At 39.0% G+C, this 24,330-nt stretch carries 22 protein-coding genes; 10 read left to right on the top strand and 12 right to left on the bottom strand.

Going from position 1 to position 24,330, the window contains the following annotated elements; genetic code table 11:
- Window positions 1–137: 137 nt before the first annotated feature.
- From ACEXOE_RS05475 to ACEXOE_RS05460, 4 genes are all read right to left on the bottom strand, one after another.
- A complete protein-coding gene (locus ACEXOE_RS05475) occupies window positions 138–485 on the bottom strand; it encodes an SdpI family protein (protein WP_394747729.1) in 348 nt (115 codons plus the stop codon).
- A gap of 6 nt (window positions 486–491) precedes the next feature.
- Window positions 492–1,550, bottom strand: coding sequence for a branched-chain amino acid aminotransferase (locus tag ACEXOE_RS05470; protein ID WP_394747728.1), 1,059 nt, complete (start codon window positions 1,548–1,550; stop codon window positions 492–494).
- Between the two features lie 111 nt (window positions 1,551–1,661).
- Window positions 1,662–2,231, bottom strand: a complete 570-nt coding sequence (locus tag ACEXOE_RS05465) for a hypothetical protein (protein ID WP_394747727.1) — start codon at window positions 2,229–2,231, stop codon at window positions 1,662–1,664.
- Between the two features lie 11 nt (window positions 2,232–2,242).
- Window positions 2,243–2,659, bottom strand: a complete 417-nt coding sequence (locus ACEXOE_RS05460) for a DUF6559 family protein (protein ID WP_394747726.1) — start codon at window positions 2,657–2,659, stop codon at window positions 2,243–2,245.
- 179 nt (window positions 2,660–2,838) lie between these two features.
- Between ACEXOE_RS05460 and ACEXOE_RS05455 the strand changes: the two genes are divergently transcribed.
- Complete coding sequence (locus ACEXOE_RS05455) at window positions 2,839–3,261, top strand: hypothetical protein (RefSeq protein WP_394747725.1); 423 nt, start codon at window positions 2,839–2,841, stop codon at window positions 3,259–3,261.
- 100 nt (window positions 3,262–3,361) lie between these two features.
- A complete protein-coding gene (locus ACEXOE_RS05450; RefSeq protein WP_394747724.1) occupies window positions 3,362–3,772 on the top strand; it encodes a DUF2141 domain-containing protein in 411 nt (136 codons plus the stop codon).
- Window positions 3,773–3,809: 37 nt separating this feature from the next.
- On the opposite strand, the gene ACEXOE_RS05445 is transcribed toward ACEXOE_RS05450, so the two are convergent.
- The 6 genes from ACEXOE_RS05445 to ACEXOE_RS05420 form a co-directional block, all read right to left on the bottom strand.
- Complete coding sequence (locus ACEXOE_RS05445) at window positions 3,810–4,802, bottom strand: phosphotransferase (protein ID WP_394747723.1); 993 nt, start codon at window positions 4,800–4,802, stop codon at window positions 3,810–3,812.
- A gap of 154 nt (window positions 4,803–4,956) precedes the next feature.
- Entirely contained in the window at window positions 4,957–6,288 is a 1,332-nt protein-coding gene (locus tag ACEXOE_RS05440; RefSeq protein WP_394747722.1) for a S41 family peptidase, read from the bottom strand.
- A 37-nt stretch (window positions 6,289–6,325) separates the two neighbouring features.
- A complete protein-coding gene (locus ACEXOE_RS05435) occupies window positions 6,326–6,760 on the bottom strand; it encodes a MarR family winged helix-turn-helix transcriptional regulator (RefSeq protein ID WP_394747721.1) in 435 nt (144 codons plus the stop codon).
- A gap of 105 nt (window positions 6,761–6,865) precedes the next feature.
- Window positions 6,866–7,342 carry a GyrI-like domain-containing protein gene (locus ACEXOE_RS05430; protein ID WP_394747720.1) on the bottom strand — a complete coding sequence of 159 codons (477 nt, stop codon included), beginning with the start codon at window positions 7,340–7,342 and terminating at the stop codon, window positions 6,866–6,868.
- Between the two features lie 272 nt (window positions 7,343–7,614).
- Window positions 7,615–10,854 carry a S41 family peptidase gene (locus ACEXOE_RS05425; RefSeq protein ID WP_394747719.1) on the bottom strand — a complete coding sequence of 1,080 codons (3,240 nt, stop codon included), beginning with the start codon at window positions 10,852–10,854 and terminating at the stop codon, window positions 7,615–7,617.
- Between the two features lie 73 nt (window positions 10,855–10,927).
- The gene (locus tag ACEXOE_RS05420; RefSeq protein ID WP_394747718.1) at window positions 10,928–12,034 is read right to left on the bottom strand and encodes an XdhC family protein; all 1,107 of its coding nucleotides are present in this window, start codon (window positions 12,032–12,034) and stop codon (window positions 10,928–10,930) included.
- A 152-nt stretch (window positions 12,035–12,186) separates the two neighbouring features.
- Here ACEXOE_RS05420 and moaA point away from each other — a divergent pair, with 152 nt between their 5' ends.
- The 8 genes from moaA to ACEXOE_RS05380 all read left to right on the top strand — a co-directional run bounded on the left by moaA (window position 12,187) and on the right by ACEXOE_RS05380 (window position 20,999).
- A complete protein-coding gene (gene moaA / locus ACEXOE_RS05415) occupies window positions 12,187–13,170 on the top strand; it encodes a GTP 3',8-cyclase MoaA (protein WP_394747717.1) in 984 nt (327 codons plus the stop codon).
- Window position 13,171: 1 nt separating this feature from the next.
- Window positions 13,172–14,386, top strand: coding sequence for a molybdopterin molybdotransferase MoeA (locus ACEXOE_RS05410; protein ID WP_394747716.1), 1,215 nt, complete (start codon window positions 13,172–13,174; stop codon window positions 14,384–14,386).
- 9 nt (window positions 14,387–14,395) lie between these two features.
- Window positions 14,396–14,839 (top strand): hypothetical protein, encoded by a 444-nt coding sequence (locus ACEXOE_RS05405; protein ID WP_394747715.1) that lies wholly within the window; start codon window positions 14,396–14,398, stop codon window positions 14,837–14,839.
- A 390-nt stretch (window positions 14,840–15,229) separates the two neighbouring features.
- Window positions 15,230–15,547 (top strand): hypothetical protein, encoded by a 318-nt coding sequence (locus tag ACEXOE_RS05400; RefSeq protein ID WP_394747714.1) that lies wholly within the window; start codon window positions 15,230–15,232, stop codon window positions 15,545–15,547.
- Window positions 15,548–16,183: 636 nt separating this feature from the next.
- Window positions 16,184–17,209, top strand: a complete 1,026-nt coding sequence (locus tag ACEXOE_RS05395) for an AraC family transcriptional regulator (RefSeq protein WP_394747713.1) — start codon at window positions 16,184–16,186, stop codon at window positions 17,207–17,209.
- A gap of 316 nt (window positions 17,210–17,525) precedes the next feature.
- Entirely contained in the window at window positions 17,526–18,569 is a 1,044-nt protein-coding gene (locus tag ACEXOE_RS05390; protein ID WP_394747712.1) for a helix-turn-helix domain-containing protein, read from the top strand.
- Window positions 18,570–18,693: 124 nt separating this feature from the next.
- Window positions 18,694–19,752, top strand: a complete 1,059-nt coding sequence (locus tag ACEXOE_RS05385) for an AraC family transcriptional regulator (protein ID WP_394747711.1) — start codon at window positions 18,694–18,696, stop codon at window positions 19,750–19,752.
- A gap of 230 nt (window positions 19,753–19,982) precedes the next feature.
- Window positions 19,983–20,999: a helix-turn-helix domain-containing protein gene (locus ACEXOE_RS05380; RefSeq protein WP_394747710.1), complete on the top strand. Its 1,017-nt coding sequence runs from the start codon at window positions 19,983–19,985 to the stop codon at window positions 20,997–20,999.
- Here ACEXOE_RS05380 and ACEXOE_RS05375 read toward each other — a convergent pair.
- Together ACEXOE_RS05375 and ppk1 are read right to left on the bottom strand one after the other, a co-directional pair.
- Window positions 20,996–21,697 (bottom strand): SOS response-associated peptidase family protein, encoded by a 702-nt coding sequence (locus tag ACEXOE_RS05375; protein WP_394747709.1) that lies wholly within the window; start codon window positions 21,695–21,697, stop codon window positions 20,996–20,998. The two genes, ACEXOE_RS05380 and ACEXOE_RS05375, sit on opposite strands and share 4 nt — an antisense overlap.
- Window positions 21,698–21,854: 157 nt before the next feature.
- Entirely contained in the window at window positions 21,855–23,912 is a 2,058-nt protein-coding gene (ppk1, locus tag ACEXOE_RS05370) for a polyphosphate kinase 1 (protein WP_394747708.1), read from the bottom strand.
- Window positions 23,913–24,330 lie beyond the last annotated feature (418 nt).

The following is a 24,330-nucleotide window of genomic DNA, read 5'->3' as shown; positions in this document are numbered from 1 at the left end:
CCCTACCCAAGGAATAATCGCTTTTGGAAATCCCATCTATTCCCATTGGTTTCTTATTGTTTTCACAGGTACCTTTGTTTCAGAATTTAGGAAAATAGCTTCTATTATCCAGATATGCGCTAGGGAACAGTGCTATTTCAGTCCTTGAACCTGGTTTTGATTGCCCTTTCTGTACGTAGCATTAGGATGATAAAGGCAAAAATCATAATTCCCAACCCTATAACGACCCCAATACCAGCCCTGGGCTCCATAAAAACACCCAAAATACAACTTAGGCTGACCATAGCTCCTTGGAACATCATTTCTTTGGCGGAATACTGCTGCGCAAAATCCCAACGTTCCTGGTTTTTCTTGGAGTTTTTTGTACGATAGCCGTAAAATTCATTGATTTTTTTAGGCGGATATTTTTTTAAGATCCAACCGGCTACGAACATTATGGGGCCTGTAAGGATGGGAATAAGGAATAAAGGATTTTCAAAATTCATTTCTTACTACGATGTTACTGGAACCAACCAACCCTTGTCATCTACAATACGTCCTGATCGCAAGCCATTGATTTCAGTATACAGCATTTTTGCAATGCCGCTTTCAAGCGTATCGGCTAAGGTCATTGTGGTGGTTCCATGGGTAATTTCCGAGATATGGGAAACTACCGCCGCGGTGCCTGATCCAAAAGCCTCCTTTAAATTTCCCTCTTTGTAGGCTTGTACCACTTCATCTATATAAATATCCCGGACTTCGACCTTGATATTTTTTTCTTTTAAAAGATCTAGAAAATAACGCCTTGTGGTTCCTTTCAATACTGCTCCGGATAATTTTGGGGTTACTACCGTATCACCGATTACAAAGAAGAGATTCATCATCCCGGCTTCCTGCACTTTGACAAAATCTGGCCCTTCCAACCAAATAATTTGATCGAATCCTTTTTTTTTGGCCAATTCACTGGCCATTAAAGAGCCGGCATAATTCCCTCCTGTTTTGGCTTCCCCTGTTCCTCCGGGGACGGCACGAATCAGTTTTTGTTCCGTAATCAATCGCACCGGTTTTGAAAAATAAGGTTGTACCGGGGCTGTGTAAATATAGAAGGTATAGGTGCTAGAGGGAACAACAGATAAAGCGCTTTCAGAAGCAAACATAGTAGGTCTTACATATAAGGCACTACCTTCTGCGGTTGGAATCCAATCCCTATCCAAATGAATCAAGGTTTTTAGGGCCTGTAAAAAGAGGTTTTCTGGGACAGCAGGCATACACATGCGTTCTGCAGAAAGGTTGAAACGTTCAATATTCAAATCTGGACGTAACAATTTGGGAATGCCATCTGCTCCCTTGGTCGCCTTCATTCCTTCAAAAATACATTGACAATATTGTAGGGCCTTGGATTGGGGATCTAAGGTGAAGCCCTGATAGGGAATGATACGGAAATTATTCCATTCCCCATCAGCGTAATCCATGACAAACATATGGTCTGAAGTATATTTTCCAAAAGGGATATTTTCAAAATCAATAGCGGGAAGTTTACTATTCTCGGTATGCGTAATCGTGATATTCATATTTCTGATAATAAATGTGTCTTGTAATTTGATTTAAAGATAAGCGAGATTTTCTGTTTAGGGGAGATCCAAGACCATTTTAACGCACTCGTCATGCCTCCTTCAAAAGAACTAAAAAGGAATGGCAGGGGAATCAGAGCAATAACTGGCCAAGAACTGATAGTTACCATGTTTAAGTGCCTTAAAGAGGTTTCCTTTCTTGGTTCCCGCTACGAATACTTTGTTATTCCCCACCAGATGGATTTTTCTATCTGGTAATTCATAAACCAGATCCACTTCCATCGAAGCGGAAGAATCCTTAAAATGCCATAAAATTTTTACGATTTTGACATTTACCTTCACAATACTATCCGATGGAAACCCAAGTGCATCAGTATATGCAATTTTCAATTGGGGATTGTCTTTGGCCAAATCTTCGATCGAAGCCCTCATGGTGATATCATAATTGGGATATTCCGAATACCCATAATGCTCTCCGGTATAGGTGACCCGGACAGCTTTGCTGGAAGGGTCCAAAGTAAATTCAAAATTGCTGTCGCAATTAATTTTAGAAGCCAATCTGTTGATTTTCCGATGGGGCGCACAAGCCGAAAAACAAAAAAGAAGGCAAAGAAAGCCAGAAATGGCTTTGATTGTATTATAACTATCTTTTTTCCAATACTGTAAGGATGCTATGCTCATCGAATTTCGAATTAAACATTGGTAAAGATCTCCTCAATAAAACTTCCCAGGCCTTCAAAAACCCCTTCAAAAACTTCTCCAAAATCTAACCATGACGTATCAAGGTCCAAATCGGGAATGTCCATCCAAGATGTCGTTGGGGACTGGGATAATCCATGCAACATTTCGGTTTTCATCGCCTCATAGTTGCAGCTTTCCCCCAACTCGTGGTGATGGGCGGTAAAATCTTCAAGGGAAGAAAACACGCACATGGCCCAGCAAGCATAATCACTTGTTGGGTCAGTGTTGGCTTTACTTTTTTGTGCAACACTCTCTACTTCTGCGGGTTTGTAATACTTTTTCTTTCCATATTCGGCCACCAACGTTTTTCCAATATCTGCGATATATTCCTTTTTGTTCGGGGGAGCAGGAGGGCAAGTTATTGACATAGCTTTGTTGGTTTGGTCCTACGAATATACTATTTAAAGATTTAGCTATAGGCAAATTTCTACAGACGATGTTTCTTTTTGTTCAAATCCCATCTTTTTCCTAAGTTTAGGAATTGAGATAGGCTGTTTTATCAGAAAGCATCCTATGACAGGGATAAAGTGAATGATAAACCTTGAGCATGAAAAAGAAACGACATTGGTTTTGGAATACTTTAATTGTGCTGACCTTGATTACGGTACTTTTGGCGTTCCTGGCGCATTATAAAAATTGGACGAGAATCGAAGAAGGTCATTTTAAGGTGTTGTCAGGAGTCTATTATAAGAAAATCCCCTTAAGTGAAATCAACAGTGTGACCATGGTAGAGAAGATTCCCAGTATGGAACGCATTAATGGGTTTTCGGCGATGGCTAAGGAAAAAGGGGTTTTCAAGGATTCCCTAACACAGGTGAAAACCTATGTGTATGTTGATAATCTGGCCCAGCATAAAATAAAAATTCAGTATCAAGACTCCCTCTATCTCTTTTTTAATTATGCCGATTCTACAGATACGGCAACTTTGTATAAAACCTTTTCCCAAGTAGTGGAAGGGAAAGCAAAATAGTGTCCACAAATGGTAGGAGACATTTCTGAAAAAAAATGGATAGAAAATATACTTTTGGCATAAAAAATGAGTTAATTGTACTAGTAAAACAATGTCGTCAATGAAAAGATTTTGTGTCCTGTTTTTGCTTCTTCCGTGCTTTGCACTGGCTCAAAATACCCTATCCGTCAATGTTTCCGGAGTAAAGACCTCCGATGGTAAAATTAGTGTGGCCGTGTACGATACTTCTGAAGGTTTTTTAAAGTTTGATCAAGTATTTAAGGGAACAAGCGCTTCGGCACAAAAAGGAATTACAAATGTGGTCATCGACGATTTGCCTGATGGGGAATATGCGCTAGCTGTTTTTCATGATAAGAACGCCAATGATGAACTAGATACCAATTGGCTGGGAATTCCAAAGGAAGCCATTGGCTTTTCTAAAGCTAAAATGAAGACTTTTGGCCCCCCGCGTTTTAAAGAATGTGCCATGAAGATAGATGCAGATGCCGAAATTACTATTAAAATTAAGTAATCTTTACCCCTCCTTCCCGTATCGGTTTTCTAATTGATCAGTTTTCTGGTAAAACAATTTTGTGATAGCGCATCCATTTTTTCATGATTCCACACATGCGTTGCAAATGATGGTCATTAAGAAAAATATTGGACCAATCAAAGCGATAACATTGTACCCCAATATAAAATAACATCATCGATAAACATGCTTTTGGGAGTAGTGCCATCTCTTCGTTAGACAGTTGATGGTGTTCTCCATATCCCTTTAGGAAGGCAGAAGCTTTTTGTTCGTAATCCGTCACCTCTGGATGGGTATGGAACAATTGGTACAAGAAGTAAGATACATCATAGGACAACCAACCATTTCCACAGAAATCGAAATCAAAAAGAACAAGTCCGTCATCTGGAGTAAAGTGCATATTGTCAAACCAAATATCAAAATGAATAGCTCCCGTTGGGATGCTGTCCTTTGGAATTGTGGAATGCCAGGAAGTTAAATATACGCCCATTCTTTCTATAAATACGAGAGAGGGGGAAGGAGTTTTGAAAACCGTCTTTATGCGTTTCAAAGATTGTACAAAGAGGGTCTCCCTATCGTAGTTCACGCGTTTTAAAGAAAAGTTTCTGATCATATGATGCATACTGCCCATGACCTTACCTGCATGATAACTGGCTTGTACTGTAAAATGTGGAATCTTTTCTCCTTCCGCAAAAGAAAAGAGCACTGCATAACGCAGACCTTCTGGAGCTTTAAGCTCCTGTATAAAATAACCTTGAATAGCTTCAATGGGATAGGAGACCGGGATTTTGTTTTCTTTTAGATGGATCAAAAGACGTAATTCTTCGAGAATTTCAGTTTTTGTGCGCCAATCTCTGGTATACACTCTAAAAACAAATTTGGCCGAACCATCTGTTACTTTATACAAATCATTCATGCCGGTACGCAATAGTGCACAGGTGGTTGCCCCGCTTAAGGCGTATTTTTTTTGTAGAAAAATAGTCAAATGTGTAGCAGAAAGCGTAGACGAGCTAACCGGAAGAACACTCATGGCAACATAGGTTTAGAAATAGATTACAATAATATTCAATTTTAATGGGAACAAGTACATCTTTCTCAAAATGCAATTCTAAACCATATAGATCGCATACAAAAAAAGGAATCCGATGTGCGGACCCCTTTTAATGGTTCTAGTTTAGTGTTGGTTATTTTGTTTTTAAGTCTTCATCGGTTCTTCCATTGTCATAAAGCCCTTTTATTGCGCTAACCTTGTTTTTTTTGGACAAAAATTGGACTCTAAAATAAGGCACGCCCTCTACCATGAATTTGTCTTTTGTCATGGGTTGGAGCAGGTGTTTTGTTCCAGAACCCCGTTGATAGTACAAGGCCCCATTTTCAAGAGAAACCTTACGTTCTCCATAAATACCGGTATATGATTTTAGCACTTTCTGTGAAAGCGGAATAGGGTTGAGTAGAGCGCGTTGGCCACTTAAACTCCAATCATAACTAAATTTTAATTGAGGATCTTTAGCTTTTTCGGATAGGGCCTCCAAGGCTTTTAGTTGGGCCATCTGCAATGCCTGATCGGCCTTAACGGCAATGTGGGGAGCAACGCCGGTTCCTTCCCAATTGGTATTGGTGATGGGGTTTATGGCCCTACCTGAAGGAACCCAGACCCTAAAACCCTCGGCAGCGTTAACCACACCTCCGGGATGGGCACCACCTCCCGTAGTTTCACCTATTAAAGTAGCGCGTTCCAAGTTTTTTAGGTTATATGAAAACTCTTCGGCTGCAGAAAAGGTACGTCTACTGGTCAAGACGTATACTGCGGCCTTTGGATTCCGCTTTCCACTGATGTGGGGAAGTGTCCAAGTTTGTGTATGGGTGTCCGTTGGTCTCCAATAAAAATTGTTGAGGTGTACAGGTTCTGCATCATACAAATAGCTTGTTATTAATTGGATCATCTTTGGAGATCCACCGCCATTTTGTCGAAGATCTATGATAATGGCATCGGTATTACTTAAAAGATTCATGGCCGCTACGGCAGTTTCTCCAGCATATTGTGGATCCATGAAGGCTCTTAAATCCAAATATCCAATATTCCCATCCAGTATTTTTACCTCTTTGAAGCCAAAGTTTTCGTGTTTCATACGGGCCAGTCTGCGTGCTATAAAAGCAGCACTATCAGCTGCCGTGTGAACCTGTTGTTCTTCGGCAACCCTGGCAGGATCGTAAAGTACGCGAAGGTGTTTATCGTGACTTATGGCTTGTAGCTCTTCCGTTAGTTTTTGCGCAAGTTTTTGGGGATCTTCAATGGTGGAATATGAATTTGTTTGAAGTCCTTTCTTCATTTTTGCGACCATTTGATCGGCGGTTTCCGGAAATATGTAATTCGACGCTAAAATACTGCCAATGGAATCAATGGCCGTGTGGACTTGAGTTGCTGTTAAACGCTTACTGTCCTGCGCAAATATAGCCGCTGTAGATCCGAGAAGCAGCGAGAAAATAATAAGAATTGATGAGGTGATTGTTTTCATGTTGATTTCGTTTAATGATTGATGATAATGAAATGTATTAGGTGCAATTTGCAGTGATTTTTTTAAGAATTTTCTCCAGCTGAATCAGTTCTTCCCGGCTTACTCCTTCGAGAGATTTTTTGCGGTTGTCTAGAACAATGGGGGTTAAAGTTTCCAACACTTGCCTTCCTTTAGGAGTAATCTCAATGTGATAGCGTCTTCGGTTCTCCATATTTATGGAGCGTTTTAAATATTGCTTTTCTACCATAAGATTCAGCATACGCGTCATGGACGCATTGTCCTTAAAGGCTAGCATGGCTATTTCTTTTTGTGTCATTTCCGGATGCTTATCCAGAAAAGCCAGGATCATCCCTTGATCAATAGTGATATCGGAAACCGCTGCGGAAAGCCGTTTTTGCGAAAACCTCCTGTATTCTTTTATGGTTCTTTCAATACGATGAAAAATGGTTTCAGAAGGTAAGGGATTTAGCATTTTTTATATATTTGATACAATAATAATTGATATATCAATTATTTACAATTACAATATATTTTTTAACATTTATTTAAGAATATAATTCTCCTGAAATAGGAGGTATTAAGAAGGCTTAATGGGTATCCAAATCTCTTCTTCGGATTGGGGGTCGTTGTTTTTGTAGGTATCCCCCAAGACTTCAAAATGTGGTCTGTCATCCAAGGTATAGCCCGAATTTGGCAACCAAGTGTTGAAGATGTATTGAAATATACTAGGGTCGCTACTAGAACCTTTATAGTCGAAAACGGCATATGGTCCGGCCATCAATTCAAAAGGTTCCAAACCTTCTGGAATCGCTTCAAAATCTGCTACTTCTACGGTGGCCCATTTTTCAAATGCTGTAGTGGGATTAAAATGGGAATAATACAATTTATCATAGACCTGCATGGAAATTTTATCGGTAGAAAGTCGGTTGCCAATTTCTTTGATTCTAGGCCCAAAACCGGCCCAGAGTTCTGCGGTACGGTTATGGACAAGACTCATGGAAAGTCGTTTTCCTACGAGTTTTTTTTGCTGAAGTTGTTCTATTCTGGGTTGCATCTGTGGTTTTTAAAGCGAATTTGATTGCCGTCCGCTAAAGATAAAGTTTTAGGGGCCATCTGCCAATAGCGTAGAAATACTATGTTCTGCCATTCTCCTTTTGTAGGAATCAGAGGCTTCGCGAGTTATTGAGGATTGAGCAAATGCAAGTCTGGCGGGATACGACTAAGACCCTCGAAGTTAAGACCAGCATTATCGCTATATGATGATACAATAAGAAAAAGGCCAAGAGAGCGCATCCCTTAGCCTATATAGCAATGTCTTCGGTTATCTTAATTCTTAAATCCGGCTGGGCGCTTCCAACGTTTAGGGGCAGCAGGTTCTGGTTTAAGCTCAAACTCCTGTGTTTTGAGCAGGCGCATGGCTTCTTCCACTCCTTTTTCCAATTGTGGATCTTTCCCTTGTAAGACGGCTTTTGGATTTTGAATCACCTCAATATCGGGGGCTATACCAGTTCCTTCCACGGCCCAATTGCCATCCACATCATAGAAACCTCCTCGCGGGGCTACCATACGTCCACCATCGATAAAGGGAGGAGTGTCCCAGGTACCTACTAGGCCTCCCCAGGTACGGGTACCTACCAAAGGACCCAATTGTTTGGCATGGAACATATAGGGCAGTAAATCACCTCCAGAGCCGGAACGCTCGTTGATCAACATCACTTTTGGTCCCCATATTCCTGCAATGGGCGTTGTCCATGGTCTATTGTCATGGGATTTGCTGTTGAAATACCCAAAGAGTTCCCGAGACATGATATCGATCATGTAATCTGCCGCCGCACCACCACCATTGTTGCGTTCATCTACAATAACCCCTTTCTTATCCTGTTGTGAAAAATAATAACGGTTAAAAGAATTGAATCCGCCTCCTCCGGTATTAGGAACATAGACATAGGCCAACTTACCTCCAGAAAGTTTGTCTACTTTCTTACGATTTCCCTCAACCCAAGCAACACTTCGCAATCCACGTTCGCTGCGTATAGGCTTTACTAGAATATCCTTAGCTCCTGTTCTGGAGGGACTACTGTTTACGGTCAATTGAATTTCCCTTCCCGCGGTCTGCTCCAATAGGCTATAGGGGTTGATATTGGCATTTAGCGCTTGTCCATTGATGGCAATGATATAATCCCCGGTTTTTACGCCAAGGCCCGGAACGGCCAACGGAGCCTCCATATTTGGATTCCAACTTTCACCGGTGTAAATTTTACTGATCTTGTAAGCGCCTTTATCCAAAACAATATCACAACCAAGAAGTCCTACCGGGACACGATCAATATCGGGGAGATCTCCCCCGGAAACATACGAATGTCCTATGGAAATTTCTCCGCTCATGATATCCACAACATAATTCAAATCAGTTCTATGGCGCACATGTTTGATCCAAGGGGAATACCATTTATAGATATCGTCCCAAGGAGCACCATGCGTATTGTTCACATAGAGGAAATCGCGCATATACCGCCATCCTTCCTTAAAAATTTGATGGTATTCTGCCGTAGGGTCCACTTTGACACGAATATCCATGCGTAGGCGGCCATCGCTTGGCTTTGGTTTTCCACTGGTCCCTACAATTTGCCAAGATCCATTGCGCTGCAGTAAGATACTTTTCCTATCCGAGGAGGTCACCATTTGTGAAACTCCAGTGGCAAATTCATCTACTTTGTTCTTCTTTAGGTCGTATTTATGCAGGCTCCATCCTCGTTGATTGGCCACATTTTCTGCTACGAAAACCGTGTTTTTCGGTCCTTTGCCGAGTGCAACATAGTTTCGAGCGGGCATATCCAATGGAACAATGCGATTGGCGATACCATCGGTATCAATAGTCACCGTAACCCCGGGAACAACATCTTTTTTGCCACCCGATGTTTTGGCATCACCGACCTTCTCTTCTTTTTCTTCATCAGATTTGGGTGCGGTGGGCGCTTTATCGTTTTTGGACAATACCAATGCATAGAGGCTCCGAACCACACTGGAATCAAAAGAACTCATATCTAACCATCCAGATTGTAAGGCATAATTGGTACTGGCCAGAAAGTAGAGGTACTTTCCATTGGCATCCCAAACAGGGCTAATGGCATCGGCAATGCCATCGGTCAATTGCAGGGTCTTTTGGGTATCAATATTATAAGCAAAAATAGCTTTAAAGTGACTTTTTAATTGCTTGGGATAAGCGATCCATTTACTATCTGGTGACCAAACAGGATTCATCGTTCTTTCGGGGTGGGCATAACTATCCGAAGCTACTTTTTTTGCTTTTCCATTCGTTAGGTTGATGACCCAAATGTTGTAATCAGTGTCCGAATAAGCAATATGTGTACCATCGGGAGACCAATCGGGTTGAAAATAAAAAGTGTGATTGGGCAAGGGATAACTTTTTTGATTCGCCCCATCCTGATCGGCCACTACCAAACGATACTCACCATTGGCATCGGAAAACCAGGCTACCTTATTGCCTTTGGGAGACCAAATCGGAGCGCGATCGGCCACGCCACTGCTTTTGGTCAAATTCCTCCAGCTACCATGCTCTTTAGGAACACTAAAGATTTCTCCACGATGCTCAAAAATGGCTCTTTTTCCGGTAGGGGAAATTTGAGGATTGATCAATTGGCGAGCGGAAATATTCTCCCAACGCGAACGGGCAAAATTCATGTCGCCATTCACATTGATGTTCAATTGCTCGGTGGTTCCAGTGGTAGGATTTAAGAGGTGAAGATAACCTCCTTGTTCATAAACAATGTTGTCCGCACTGGCATCCAAACTCTTAATGTCGAATTTTTTATGAAATGTGAGTTGTTTTTCGGCCTTGGTCTGTGGGTTGAAAGACCAAATATTACTGGCATAGTCACGCTCCGAAAGATAATAGACCGTATTGCCGATCCATACAGGGTCTAGATGACGCTCTTTGGTAGGTTGTGGGGTCCGCACCAAATTTTTGTTCCTCATATTAACAATCCAAATGGGCATGGCCTGACCTCCTCTATAGTTTCGCCATTCTGGATCCCAAAAAGTAATAGGGACATAGGCAATATGCTTTCCGTCTGGAGAAATCTCACCAAATGCCGCTCTTGGAATATCCAAGGCTACGGGTAATCCGCCCGAAGGGGATACGGTAAAGAATTTTGAGGTTTGCGTGGGTCGTGCCTCCCTTCCCGAACGAAAAAGAATCTTGCCATCTGGGGTCCATCCTTGAACGAAATCCCCTCCTGGATGCCAGGTCAGCCGTTTTGGCTCCCCACCTTCCGAAGGGATGACATATACATCGGTATTCCCATCGTATTCTGCCGTAAACGCGATCTGTTTTCCATCTTTGGAGAAATGTGGAAGGGATTCATAACCTTCATTACTGGTAAGACGAATAGCATTTCCACCTTTAATAGAAGTTTTCCAGAGATCGTTTGCATAGACGAAAACAATTTCATTGGAAGAAACTGTAGGTTGTCGCAATAATTGAGTGCCTTGGGCCGTAACCACGAGGCATAGCATGGTGGTTGCCAATGTGAAGAAATATTTCATGTGTGCTCTTGGGTTTAAAGGTCTTGAAGGTATTAAAAAAAAAGTAATAGCGGTGTTTAATAGGGGTTGTAATCTATACGCGTTCATGTATGGGGCCTTCTTTCAGACGTAACATACCTCCAGAATTTCCCGAAAACACCGTCAATATTTCGGAAAAGATGCTTAGGGCGATTTCCTCCGGAGTATTGGCCCCAATCTCTAATCCGCAGGGCGCATAGATACGACTTAAAGCTTGGGAAGATAAAGGTTTCCTTTCTTCTCTAAAGGTGTTCATCATTTTTACAAAACGCTTTTTAGGCCCTAAAGAGGCGATATAAGGCGAAGGACTATCAATCAATTGGGCCATATTTTCACAATCGGTCTTATAATCGTGAGCCATTAGGATAATAGCGGTATGGGCATCAATCGTAGGTCGTTCCTCTTCGTCCTTTAAGTAGATATGCGCTACAGAACGCAAACGTTCTTTTTTTAGTTTTTGAATATTCCCTACCAAACTAACTTCCCAATCCAATACCTCGGCAAGGGAAATCATAGGATAAACATCATAATTATCGCCGTAAATCGCCAAATGAAATTGTGGGGGAATCAACTCAATAAAGACACTGATTTTACTGGATTCTGAAGTAAAATGAGCAGTTTTGGACTTTTTCTTTTCCAATACTTCCGCTACATTTTTGTGGATAAACCCTGCCAATTCAGGATGTTCACAACTTTCTAAAGTATGGGTTGCCGTGTCATAATAGAACTGTTGTCCTAAAGTCACTGAAATATCGTTTCCCGATACTGCCGTAATCGTAATAATAATGTGTTCCCTACGATTGGCTAAACATCGTTCCAATTGTTTGATGGCCGTAGCATCTTCCGTAATGGGAGATATCAGTACATCAATAATGCCATTGCAACCCAAGCCAACTCCGATTTCCTTGTCTTTGGAGGTATCATAGGTAACAATTGAGGGTTCTTGCTTTAGAATGGCGATTTGTGATCGCTGCAAAGCATCACCTTCCAGACAACCCCCACTAATGCCTCCTTCAAAAACTCCAGATTCAAAAACCAACATGCGCGCACCTTCCCTGCGATACGAAGATTCTTCCAAACGTACTACCTGCGCTATGGCCGATTTTTCTTGTAAGCCTACACTGGAATTATAGAGTTTTATAATTGATTTAATTTCCTTCATTGATCTGTTTGTTCTACAATTTTTTCTGCCCTAAAGGAACAATTTTATAAATGTTTGTTAGAAACAAGCCAATATATCCAAAATTTATTATATTCCCTATTCATAGCCTTTTGATAAGGCATCATTTGGCAATATTTTAATAGGCAGAAGAAGTGAAGGATTCCTTTGATCGATCAATAGATTATGTACGGATAGCAGTGACGGATCGCTGCAATTTGAGATGCTTTTATTGCATGCCTAAAGAAGGCATTCCGTATGAACCCAAGGCACATTTATTGAGTTATGAGGAAATCACAAGGTTGCTCACTGTTCTGGCCGACTTGGGATTCAAAAAAGTCCGATTTACTGGGGGAGAACCCTTTTTGCGTAAAGATTTCATGCAGTTATTGGAGAATACGGCACAACTAGCTGCCTATGATTCCATTAATATTACTTCTAACGGAACCCTATTACAAAAGCATATTCCCAAATTAAAGGAATTGGGGATTCAAAAGATAAATCTTAGTATAGACTCTCTAGACAAAGCCCGTTTTCATAAAATTACAAGAAGGGACGACTTTGACAAAGTCATCGATACCTTTCATAAATTACTGGATGCGGATTTTAAATTAAAACTGAATGCCGTAATTATGCATGGCATCAACACCCAGGATATTATTCCCTTGGCGCAATTGGCAGAAAAGTATCCGGTAGATGTTCGGTTTATCGAGGAAATGCCTTTTAACGGAGGCTATAAAGAGAACTTGAAAATGTATAGCGCCCGAGACATTCACAGGGACCTAAAAGAATACTATACGGATTTATCGCCCTTAAAAATGGCTCATGGAGATACCGCAAACCTATATAAGGTTCCTGGACACATGGGGAATATTGGAGTAATTGCAGCCTTTTCCAGAACCTTCTGCAATACGTGCAATAGGCTACGGATATCCTCCAAAGGGGATATTAAAAGTTGTCTTTATGACGATGGTGTTTTTAATATCCGCGATTTTATGCGTTCTGGAGTGTCCGATGATGAACTTCGCTTAAAATTTGCCGAATTGATCAGACAAAAACCTAAAGATGGTTATGAAGCCGAGGCCGCCCGAAAAGATCGTACAAAGGTGTTGGAAAGTATGAGTAGTATTGGTGGATGATATGGAAAATGTATTTATACCTTATGAAAAAGCCCTTGGCATTTTAGAAGCATACAAAGGTGATTTTCCGGAAGAAAACCGCGCGTTGGAGGCATGTACCGGAGCGTATCTTGCCGAAGACCTTTTGGCTGATCGGGATTTCCCTCCCTTTGATCGCGTCACCATGGATGGTATTGCCATTGTTTATGACACTTTTGAGAGGGGACAGCGAGAGTTTCCTATTGAAAGTATAGCCCCGGCAGGAACGCCACAAAGAACACTTCAAAATCCCGCACACTGTATTGAAGTAATGACAGGAGCCATTATGCCCTTAGGTGTAGATACGGTAATACGGTATGAAGACCTTCATATTGAAGAAGGCAAAGCAATCATTCAGGTGGATCAGCTTGTGCATAAACAGAATGTTCATTTTAAGGGAATGGATCGAAAACAAGGGAGCTGTATTGTAGCGAAAGGAAATCGTTTATCCAGTGCCGAAATCAATATTGCAGCTTCGGTGGGAAAGGCGTCCTTAAAAGTAAGAGTCCTGCCCAGGACCTTGATTTTTTCTACGGGAGACGAGTTGGTGCCGATTTTTGAGCAGCCAGCGTTACATCAGATACGTCGATCTAATATTTATGGAATTAAAAATACGCTCCAGGAGTGGGGACTTAAGGCGGATTTGCAGCATTTGCCGGACGATAAGGAAGAAATGCACCGTATTATTTCCAAACAAATGGAAGCCTATGATGTGCTAATTTTTACCGGAGGGGTATCTAAAGGAAAATTTGATTTTTTGCCGGATGTTCTGGAATCCTTACAGGTAAAAAAACATTTTCATAAGATTCAGCAACGCCCAGGAAAACCATTTTGGTTTGGAACCAATGCCAAAGGCAAAAAAATATTTGCGCTTCCTGGAAATCCGGTATCTTCCTTTGTATGTGTCTATGTATACCTACGCTTCTGGCTTAAAAAATCCCTTGGAATAGTAGATCAGGTGCAGCATGTGCGTTTAAAAAAAGATGTGGCCTTTAAGCCAGATCTGGTTTATTTTTTGGAAGCTGCTTTGGAAAGTGATCCCGATGGTAGCTTGTGGGCAGACCCTTTAAAAGGAAATGGATCTGGGGACTTTGCCAATTTAGTAAAGACCGATGGTTTTTTGATACTGCCCCAAAATAAAAGTGAATTTATACGTGGAGAAGTCTATCCTTTTGTATCTTATAGGCTGAAACTATGAAACATAGGCATGGAAACCTTAAAATCGACATCTTGTTGCAAGGCCAAAAAAATCCCCATTGGAAGGGGGATGAAGGCTAATGGAACCTTGTCTTTTTTTTCCACGCTACTGCTGATCTTATTGCCTAAATGTCCTTTGTGCATTGGTGCATATACCGGAGCAGCACTTCTTTTTTTTGATATCAGCAACGCTGAGGTCGCTCCAATTTTATTACATGCAAAACCTGTATTGGGAGCAAGCATTCTTATTATGATTCTGCTAAATAGAAGAGGAAAGAGAACCATCCTGGCCGCCGCTATTGCCAGTACTGCTTTGATCTTATTAATTTTGAGCACCTATTTTTATAGAGCTTATCTTTCGGATGTTATACTGTATTTTGCCTTCTTCTTCGCCATATGGTATAACGGAAACTTTTCACATTTCTATCGCTTTATTCGATTTCGAAAAACTTGAACAGATTCAAAGCCTGGAATTTTATATCACTTTAAGGGGGTTTATAATAAATGTAAACCCTTTCCATGACCATTGATTAAAAATAAGAAGTGGTCTCTTCCAAATGAACAACCAACACAAAGGCGTACAATAGGACCATCCAGAATAGGAAAATTAGGAAGTTCAGGGTTTGCCATAAGGACTCCGGTCGTTGTACTATGAAGAGGTGATGAAGTCAAAACCATGGTAGTGCACCCAACAAAATAAACCTACTAAATATTTGTTTTTCAAAGAATTACTTAATTTTTATGTCGAATAGCGGCAATTTTACATTTGAGTCAAAAGTAAACTCTTTTGAGCAAATCTATCCACACAAATTTGTTTAGCTTTGATTAAATACCTCACCTTGTTATGGATATTCTCTTACAACTCTTGCTTGTGTTAAGTGTGATACTATTCATAGCCTCAGTTATTTTGTTCATTCGATTATCCCCAAAAAACAACTTTAAAAAAAGAACAGCCCAAAAGACCGATGAATTGAAAGAAGCTTCAGATTTTTCTATGGGAACGCTGGATTTTGAAGCAGCGCCTAAAAACAAGATTCTTATGAAATGGTGGGGATTTATTGCAAAAATTAAAAACCTTAATAGCGGACATCGGTATCGAAAAGAGATTAATCTAAGTGATTTTGATTATCGATCAGATAATATTTTGGAAAAAGATATGTAGCATCCAAGAGAGGCAAAATTTGAAGCGAAGAATTTTCGTTTAAGAGAACATTTTAAATACATAAAAATGGAAAAAGGATACTTTCTTACCATATATGATTACTTGGAAAATGAAGGGGATTTTGTTTATGAAAAAGGAAATCTTGAGGAAGTCGTAAATGCCTCCCTATAAGTTTAGTTTTTTTGTTTGGTTAGTTCATATGGGTTCGAGACGTCTTTAGTAGGGTATTTGCGATTTTAAAAGGGCGGTGCGCTTAGTTCAATAAAGAGAGCATCCTTTTTAGAATTTCAATATGGTATGCTGGAGGCGTTCATCGAACTCATTTGAATTATGCTAGCTTTTCTACGGGTTTTTCGGTGCTCTAATTTGAGCTAAACTACTGGCCGATTTGTGGTTTTCTTTCCAATTCTAAATTGCATTGTTACACTTAGAAAGTGCATCAATTGTATCTTTTAATGTTAAACAAAATCGAAAAAAGTACAATTTCTGTGAAAATCATCTAAAATAAGTGCTTCTTGTGTAGTAAGTATTGTAAAGAAAAGGAGGTGAAATTGGAGGTATAGTGTCAATCTAAGGTGCAATAGTGTTAATGCAAAAGAGAGGTTTTGGATTACTTTGATCGCTAAAAAAGTGATTATGAAAGAGTTAATTGTGGATACGTTGAAGCCACAAGAAGTTTTAAAACAACTTCAAATTTATCTAAATGGGAATCTGGAAGAACAATGGGGAGAGTATATTTTAGATTTTAACAGCGAGTTTGGTTCAGGAAAAATACGATGTATAGAGTTTGATTGGGGCGTATCTTTAATGGATTATAATGTGCATTTTAAGGAAGACATCAAGATTGTATTCATGTCTAATATGACCAAACCCATTGAATTTATTTTTGTTACCGAAGGGAATATTAAATACATCAGTGAAGAGAACAATACGGAATTCACTTTGGAGCGCTTCCAGAATATTATTATTTCTAACCACAAGAAGTCCAAAGAGACCTATTTGTTTCCAGGGAAAATTGCCGTTAAAGTAAACTTTATCAATGTACTTCCCAGTGAATATGCGAAGAAGAAAAATAACAATTTAAGTTTTCTAAATGATAAGCTGCGTTCGGCTTTTCAGGGAGCAAAGGATGAGTCATTGTACAATCACTTTGGGAATTTCAACTTAAAGATAGCGGATCAGATCAAGCAGTTGCAGGAAACTTCTGGAAACGGTATCGTGAAGACCTTATCCATTGAGGGGCAATTGAACTTGATTATGGCTATGCAAATGTTGGAGCAGGACAACTTTGAGAAAGGAAATAAACTACCCGATACGTTGCCCAAGGAAGACATCAAAAAAATTCATGAGTTGGCTAGCTATATTGTGGACAATATCTCAGAATCTTTAACGGTTGCTACCCTTTCGGAACGTTCAGGACTGAGTCCAAAGAAATTGCAACTTGGTTTTAGGGTGTTGTATTCCAAATCGGTAAATGAATACATACGTCAAATGAAATTAGAGATTTCCAGGGACTTAATTTTGAATACGGACGATACAATTTCTGAAATCGTATACAATATTGGTTTTAAAAGCAGAAGCTATTTCTCTAAGATCTTCTATGAAAAGTATGGCATATTGCCCACCGAATATCGTAAGAAATCCATTAGACAAGGAGATTGATAGCTTTTGTGAAAAAGCGATATATAGCAAGTTTAATGAGCTCGGGGGTTTATAAAATGAATCCGTTGAAGGCCTTTTTCTAAGAAAGCTTTATATACGGCAATCTTGGAATATTATAAGGGGTAAAACGTTAAACAAAATCCTAAATGAGATAAGCCGTAAAATCCCATATTAGTTAAAGTGGCCCTAAAAAGTGGGGTTTTACTGGCCTAAAAACGTTACATTAAAATTCATAAGCGTCAATATAAGTGAGGAGAAGAGGTTACCTTTGTGTTATACAAACCAAGTGTATCGCACGCTGTTATTGCTTTTTCCTATGGATAAGATGCAATCAAATATTTCCAATAACGTTTCGGACCTAAACTTATTAAAAAAGAAGTTAGGTGGTACGCTTATTCGAAAAGATTATGTTTCTTATCTCATATTGCCTTCAACGGTAGGGACGGGTCAAATTCACTTTTTAGAATTGCAGGAAGGTGTCAAGGTTTTTAATTTTGACGTTAAACTGATTAAAGAGATTGAAATAGAAATTGGAGCGTTCAGTGCCGAAGCCTTACAGTTTCTATATTGTTTGGAAGGAAGTTGTCATCACCAGTTTAACATAGAGGGATCTTTAAATACCATTGGACGATTTCAAACAGCTGTTGCACATAGTACCATGGGAATATCCAGTAAAATTAGGATGACACCTGGTGAGCGATTGATTTTAAATATTATTACCGTCAGCAAGCCCCTATATTTTAAAAAATTCCATGAAGAATCCAACCTCTTTGGACAGCAATTTCAAAAGCTATTGGAAGATTTGGGCTGTAGATCTGGATACTTTCATTTGGGGGGATCCAGTTTGAGAATCGCGGAAGAATTAAAATCTAAAATTACCTCCTATGATGATAATGCCCTTGTCAGGGAGTTTTCGGATAAAGGGCACTATTATATTATTCTGGCAAAGCAAATAGAGCAATTCTGTTCGGAATTAACAGATAACTCCAAGCCTAGTCGTTTTTTGGAGAAAGAATTGCAATGCCTCAATGATATTGGGGAGTATATCAAAGAATTTCCCGGGGAACAATACAGCGTACGTACTTTAAGGGATAAAACAGGAATGTCCCCAGCAAAATTGCAAGATGGGTTTAAGTTTGTTTTTGGTAGAACGGTTTCCGATTTTGTTCGGAATGTACGCTTGGAAAAAGCGGAAGAATTAATTAGGACTACGGATATGAATATTTCTGAGATAGTGTATTCCGTAGGACTTACAAGTAGGAGTTATTTTTGTAAAATATTCAAGCGAAAATACGACTGTAATCCTAGAGATTATAAGAACAAAATATATAGTTCCGAGAAAAAGAGATTGGATAAATAAGGAACTCCTAACTATTTTGTTATAAATCTTTCTTTTTGTTATAAATATAACTTTTAACATAAAATTGTACAAAAGAAATTGATATTCAGTTACTTATGTGTTTTTTTTGCCGAAAAAAAGAAAAATGTCAAGAGAATTACATGTTGAAGATGTTCACGTAAGTGCCATTGTTCTTGATATGGCGCAGGAATTTAATGCGAAATATGAAGTGGATCAGAATCAACATTATCTAAAAATACCAGAGGAATTTGGTGTGGGCTCTATTAAAACAACGGAGTTCTCCAACGGGATCGGTATTGTAGAGGGGAACTTTAGGTTGGATCAGCCCTTCCATTTTAAGGTGAAAAATGGAATCTTACACCCCTTAAAATTTATGTTCAGCAGAAGGGGGTCATTCAAACATTGGTTTAAAGGAGAGAAAGAACAACATGAGGTTAAGAACTTTGAACATCTTATTGTATCCTCTAACCCTGCAAGTGTCAATGAATTTCTTTTTCCGGCCCATAAGCCCATAAGTCTCTTTAGTCTGGAAGTTAATCGCAAAGAATTTGAACCTAAGATTGCCCCTTATCTATTGGAATCCAATGAAGAGCTGGTAGCTTTATTTAGGGATGTCAACGGAATCAATCAATTTTTACATAAAGGGCAATATGGGATCACCATTTCAAAGTTGATCAAGGAGTTTGTGGAATGCCAATTGGAAGGTTTTATGAAATTCGTTTTTCTGGAGAGCAAGGCACAAGAGATACTGGTGTTGCAATTAAAGCAATATTTGGATGATCTGAATGCCCCGGGGAAAATTAAAATGTTGCGACAAGCCACTATTGCAAGCGCTAAAGAAGCAGTACGCATTATTGAAAATGAAATAGAAAATACAGATAAGGTAAGTTCACTAGCAACCAGGGTAGGCCTTAGCACCAATACCTTGCAGCAGGCTTTTCAAGTACTGTTTAAAACATCGGTCAATGATTATATCAGTAATTATAAAATTGAAAAAGCGCGGGAACTTATAGAAACCACGCCCCTTAATATTACCGAAATCACCTATCGTATTGGAATCAATTCCAGAAGTTACTTCTCAAAAAGATTCAAAGAACGTTTTGGGCTTACGCCGAAGCAATATTATACGAAAATAAGGGACAAGAGGATGGCCGAACAGGTAGCCCGACTAAGAGATCTGTAGTATATGGAATAGACTATTCTAAAACAGCTCATTTCTTCTTTGTCGCACAGATTGAAAATGGCGTTAAAATACCTTAAAAAGTGAGGAATGGTCATGGGTACAATAATCCTTTGATTTTTAAAGGGATGTATTCGCATTTGTGTTAATTTGAATTTTGAAAATGTTAAGCTTTTTTTAAAAAATCTAATTTCTTTGTGGAGATCGTTAAACGATAGCTTTAAGATTGACATATGGAAAAAACAATACTTTCTATTTTTAATAGCGAGCAAGTGCTCCGTATATTAAATACATTAATCAAAGGAAATATTTCAGAAGATTACGGGCAATACACACTTAAGTTTGATAATGAAGTTGGAAAGGGAAATATTAAGGCCATGGAATTCGAAAATGGCCTATCGTATCTAAACTTTGAAGTTTTTTTCAATAATACATTTCGGTTAACGCTAGACCAAAAAGAATTCAATCCTATTTTATTTTTATTCCAATGCGATGGCAAGGTATCCTTTGAAATGAAATTCCCGGAAAAAAAAATAAATCTCCACAAGCATCAAAACAGTATTATCAATATGCCTAAGTTTTCTCAAGGCAGTCTTATTTTTCCCAAACAAACCGCAATTGACATTAATGTAATTTCCATAGAAAAAAATATTTTCTTAGAGCAAAAGAATATCTATCTAGATTTTTTAAGCCCTTGCTTAAAAGGTGTTTTTACGGGAGAGACCCATGGGCCCTTTATGCACTTGGGCAAAAGTAATGTGCGCATTGCAAATCAAATTAATGAATTTAAAAACGAATGCTTGAATTCCGGTTTGATCAAAACCTTGGAATTGGAAGGGAGGTTAAAGCTAGTGTTGGCCACACATATTTCTGAACACGAAAGCAGTATTAATGAAGCTGAGGTACTATATCAGTTAAACGATAAGGATTTGGAGAAAATACATAAAATCTCCTCCTATATTTTTGAGAATATCCGGCAACCTATCGATGCCTTATTACTTTCAACCAAGTTCAATTTTCCTTTGAATAAATTACAGCGCGCGTTTTTGTCGGTATATTCTAAGACTATAGAGGCCTATATTGCCGATATTAAACTAAAAATGGCCAAGTATCAAATAGAAAATTCCAATGATTCCATTGCTGAGGTCATGTATGATCTAGGCTTTAGAAAACGAAGTGTTTTTTATAAGGTTTTTATGGAGAAATATGGGATGAACCCAGTGCAGCTCCGAACAAATAAAGAGTGTTAAAGGTTGGGAATCCCATCGTAGTGTACAGGCTCTAACATACTGTCATACGTAATGCCCATATTGTACAATTCCCTAGCTACAGGATGAAAGTCAAGCGTTATTTTTGCTTCTTCATGGATAAGAATTTCCAATTCCATATCCGAAATGTCTAAAGATAACCAACGGTTCTTTTGTGCGGGACTCAAAATTTTTGGAGAATACTCACTGAGATTTTGAATTTTTTTAATGGCGGGATCTACCTTTTGCAATGCTATTGAAAATGTAATAAACCCATCATTTAATCTATTGTAGTAGGCAGCCAAATACAAAGGCTCTTTATTGGCATTGTACACGTGATACGGGTATGTTTTCCCCTGGTGATAATAGGTGGTGAAAAAACCGGTAACGACCACGGTACAGCGTTTTAAGTTATAGGATTCTGCATATAGTGCATTGTCCTGTACCTTAGTGATGTCTATGGTCAAGGTATCCATAATATTTTGAAAAGATTCCCAGTTGCCTTCGTAGTTCTCCGGCAAGAGCCCCCATATGCCATACACAATTTTAGAAGTGTCCTCTTGCACGATAAGGGGTACAATGGTCTCTTCAAATCCTGAAATCAATGGATTTGTTCCATAAAGCTTAGGATATTTTAAGGGGATTCCCGTAAAATTTTCCAAAACTTCCTTAGGAGCCGTATTTGAGATTTTACACTTCATATTGAGAGTGCAAGTAACTCAATTTTAGGCTGAAGTATGGATGGATATGATATAATTTGTAACTCATATAATAGAGAAACTATATTGTTGCCCTATTTTAAAGAATTCTTTGCTGTATTGTTAAAAAAGAACAATAAGGAAATCTACTCCTGTATTTCTATTCAGAAAAGGGTTTTAAATAGTGATATATAGCATATTGGGAGCGTATTGGGTTTTCTCCTTCATTCATTTCAACATAGGGATTTTGGCCTTCTTTTGTGATGCGCCTTGCCTTTTGATTGTCCGAAAATTGAAGCTGAAGAATATCTTTTAACTCTCCAAAAACATCGGGATCCAAAATAGGGGTAAGCACTTCTATACGTCTATCCAGATTGCGGGTCATCCAATCTGCGCTTCCCATGAACATTTTTTCTTTTCCGTTATGATGAAAAAGAAAAACTCGATCGTGTTCTAAAAAACGATCTACAATACTTCTTACTTCTATATTTTCGCTCATTCCTGGAATACCGGGAATCAAACAACAAAAGCCGCGGACCAAAAGTTTGATTTTTACGCCAGCATTACTGGCTTTGTATAACCAATTGATCATTCCCTTGTCTTCAAGACTATTCATTTTAATGTTGATTTCTGCATGGAGACCCGAATTTGCATTATCGATCTCCTCTTGTATACAATGTTCAAATTGTAGTCGGGTATTGTAAGGGGAGACCAATAAAACTTTTAATTTGGGAACAATGATTTCCCGTCGCAGTACTTTGAACACCTGTTCTAAATCTGTTGTAATCTGTGGGTGGGCGGTAAAAAGACCATGGTCACAATACAATTTTGCTGTTTTGGCATTAAAATTTCCCGTACCGATATAAGCAAAACCTTGTGTTCCTCCTGGGCTCTTGCGCTGTATCAGCATTATTTTGGAATGTACTTTGATATTGGGGAAACTATAAAATACTTTTCCACCTCGTTCTTTAAATACTTGGCCCCAGGCCAGATTGTTCTCTTCATCGAAACGTGCCTTGGCTTCCACAAAAATGATAACTTCTTTACCATTGTCCAAGGCGTTTAATAAAGCCGTAGTTAAAAGCGAATCTTTGGCTACCCGATATAAGGAAATATGAATGGATAACACTTCCGTATCATGGGCTGCCTGCATTACCCATTGTTCCAAATAGGAAAAGTGTTGGTAGGGAAAATGCAATATTCGATCTTTGACTGCTATGAGATCGAAAATGGAATTGGCTTGCTCAAAAACCTGTTGCTTTAATTGGGGAAGGGGTTCATAGAATAATTCAGGGTTTTCCAAGAGGCGGGGAAAGCCAAAAAAATCACTAAAGTTATGATGGATGCCGCCTAAGACCATATCTATTTTTCCCAAATCCAATAAGTGTCGGATCTTTTTTTGTACTGCTTTGGGCATTTCTGGCTCAAACAACAAACGTGTAGATTGCCCGGTATCCCGCTTTTCCAAAGATTGGTAGATCTGTTGGATCCATTCACCTTCATAATCATCCTCCAAATAGAGCTCGGCATCCCGGGATATCTTAATGTTGTATTGGGCTTCAATTTCATCTTCAGGGAAAAGAGATTGTGAATTCACTTTGAGGACATCTTCCAGATAGGCATAAGAATAATGTCCTTCTTCAACAGAAGGAAGTGCTATGAACCGATCGAATGAAGTACTGGGGATAGGAATAAAAACAAGCTTTTCTGTATTTTTAAAGGTAACGACTAAATATAAGGCACTATCTTCTAAAGTTTCTGGAGAAATTTCGGTATCATGGATGGGTTGAAGCTCAGAAGCGATATTCTTTTTAAAGAAGACGTCTAACATTTGAAGCTGTTCTTCATTGTATGCATCGTGTTCTAAAAGATGAATACCCTTTTCGGAAAGTTCTGGGAGTATGTGTTCTTTAAAAATAGCGCCAAATTTTTCTTGCTGAAGCTGTACTTCTTCTAAAACAGCTTTTAATGTTTTATTGGGTTTAAGGGCCAAAGGTTTACGAATGGATTTCTTTACTTTTCGTATTTGACGGAGTTTGGAAACCCTTACTTTAAAAAACTCGTCCAAATTGGAAGAAAATATGGCGAGAAACTTAATGCGCTCATAAAGAGGGTTGGTCTGATCCATAGCTTCTTGAAGAACACGCCCGTTAAAATTGATCCAATCAACATCCCTGCTTTTGTATTTGTACGCTTTCTGTACTTCTGTTTTTCCCATGGGATACAAAATAGTGGAAATCCATGAAATGGAGATGAGTTAAAGGTTAATTTAATCAAAGACATCCAATAACTGTCGGATAGGGTAACATTTAGAGGTGTGAACTGGTTTATCGTAGGTTTAAAAAGCTATGATTATATATTCCCTATGGTTCTTGGGGAATTATTCTAGCAAAGACAGAATAATAATGGCCAAGAGATAGGATAATGCAGCGATGACGACCCATATTTCCTTGCTTAAAATGAGTTTTCCGGTGGTTTGAAATTGAAGTTTTTTCATAAGAATGATAGGGTATGTTACTACTAATGTCCCCATTAGTAAAGGATTGATTCAGTAAGAACGTATGCCTGGATAAGGCATAGCAAAATTGCACTTGTAAAATGAAGTTATAATTACCTCAAGATTAGTTTTGGTTTAA

Origin of the sequence: Spongiimicrobium salis, from assembly GCF_043678055.1 — a bacterium.
Classification (GTDB): domain Bacteria; phylum Bacteroidota; class Bacteroidia; order Flavobacteriales; family Flavobacteriaceae; genus Spongiimicrobium; species Spongiimicrobium salis.
This window is presented reverse-complemented; position numbering and strand designations above follow the sequence as displayed.

What these genes read in the sequence shown, in the direction of transcription:
- ACEXOE_RS05410 (WP_394747716.1), top strand. Translation starts at nt 13,172, where the DNA reads ATGGAAAATGTATTTATACCTTATGAAAAAGCCCTTGGCATTTTAGAA.
- ACEXOE_RS05375 (WP_394747709.1), bottom strand. Translation starts at nt 21,697, where the DNA reads ATGAAGTGTAAAATCTCAAATACGGCTCCTAAGGAAGTTTTGGAAAAT.
- ACEXOE_RS05445 (WP_394747723.1), bottom strand. Translation starts at nt 4,802, where the DNA reads ATGAGTGTTCTTCCGGTTAGCTCGTCTACGCTTTCTGCTACACATTTG.
- ACEXOE_RS05385 (WP_394747711.1), top strand. Translation starts at nt 18,694, where the DNA reads ATGTCAAGAGAATTACATGTTGAAGATGTTCACGTAAGTGCCATTGTT.
- ACEXOE_RS05380 (WP_394747710.1), top strand. Translation starts at nt 19,983, where the DNA reads ATGGAAAAAACAATACTTTCTATTTTTAATAGCGAGCAAGTGCTCCGT.
- ACEXOE_RS05470 (WP_394747728.1), bottom strand. Translation starts at nt 1,550, where the DNA reads ATGAATATCACGATTACGCATACCGAGAATAGTAAACTTCCCGCTATT.
- ACEXOE_RS05455 (WP_394747725.1), top strand. Translation starts at nt 2,839, where the DNA reads ATGAAAAAGAAACGACATTGGTTTTGGAATACTTTAATTGTGCTGACC.
- ACEXOE_RS05390 (WP_394747712.1), top strand. Translation starts at nt 17,526, where the DNA reads ATGGATAAGATGCAATCAAATATTTCCAATAACGTTTCGGACCTAAAC.
- ACEXOE_RS05460 (WP_394747726.1), bottom strand. Translation starts at nt 2,659, where the DNA reads ATGTCAATAACTTGCCCTCCTGCTCCCCCGAACAAAAAGGAATATATC.
- ACEXOE_RS05420 (WP_394747718.1), bottom strand. Translation starts at nt 12,034, where the DNA reads ATGAAGGAAATTAAATCAATTATAAAACTCTATAATTCCAGTGTAGGC.
- ppk1 (WP_394747708.1), bottom strand. Translation starts at nt 23,912, where the DNA reads ATGGGAAAAACAGAAGTACAGAAAGCGTACAAATACAAAAGCAGGGAT.
- ACEXOE_RS05425 (WP_394747719.1), bottom strand. Translation starts at nt 10,854, where the DNA reads ATGAAATATTTCTTCACATTGGCAACCACCATGCTATGCCTCGTGGTT.
- ACEXOE_RS05405 (WP_394747715.1), top strand. Translation starts at nt 14,396, where the DNA reads ATGGAAACCTTAAAATCGACATCTTGTTGCAAGGCCAAAAAAATCCCC.
- ACEXOE_RS05400 (WP_394747714.1), top strand. Translation starts at nt 15,230, where the DNA reads ATGGATATTCTCTTACAACTCTTGCTTGTGTTAAGTGTGATACTATTC.
- ACEXOE_RS05440 (WP_394747722.1), bottom strand. Translation starts at nt 6,288, where the DNA reads ATGAAAACAATCACCTCATCAATTCTTATTATTTTCTCGCTGCTTCTC.
- ACEXOE_RS05475 (WP_394747729.1), bottom strand. Translation starts at nt 485, where the DNA reads ATGAATTTTGAAAATCCTTTATTCCTTATTCCCATCCTTACAGGCCCC.
- ACEXOE_RS05465 (WP_394747727.1), bottom strand. Translation starts at nt 2,231, where the DNA reads ATGAGCATAGCATCCTTACAGTATTGGAAAAAAGATAGTTATAATACA.
- ACEXOE_RS05450 (WP_394747724.1), top strand. Translation starts at nt 3,362, where the DNA reads ATGAAAAGATTTTGTGTCCTGTTTTTGCTTCTTCCGTGCTTTGCACTG.
- ACEXOE_RS05435 (WP_394747721.1), bottom strand. Translation starts at nt 6,760, where the DNA reads ATGCTAAATCCCTTACCTTCTGAAACCATTTTTCATCGTATTGAAAGA.
- ACEXOE_RS05430 (WP_394747720.1), bottom strand. Translation starts at nt 7,342, where the DNA reads ATGCAACCCAGAATAGAACAACTTCAGCAAAAAAAACTCGTAGGAAAA.
- ACEXOE_RS05395 (WP_394747713.1), top strand. Translation starts at nt 16,184, where the DNA reads ATGAAAGAGTTAATTGTGGATACGTTGAAGCCACAAGAAGTTTTAAAA.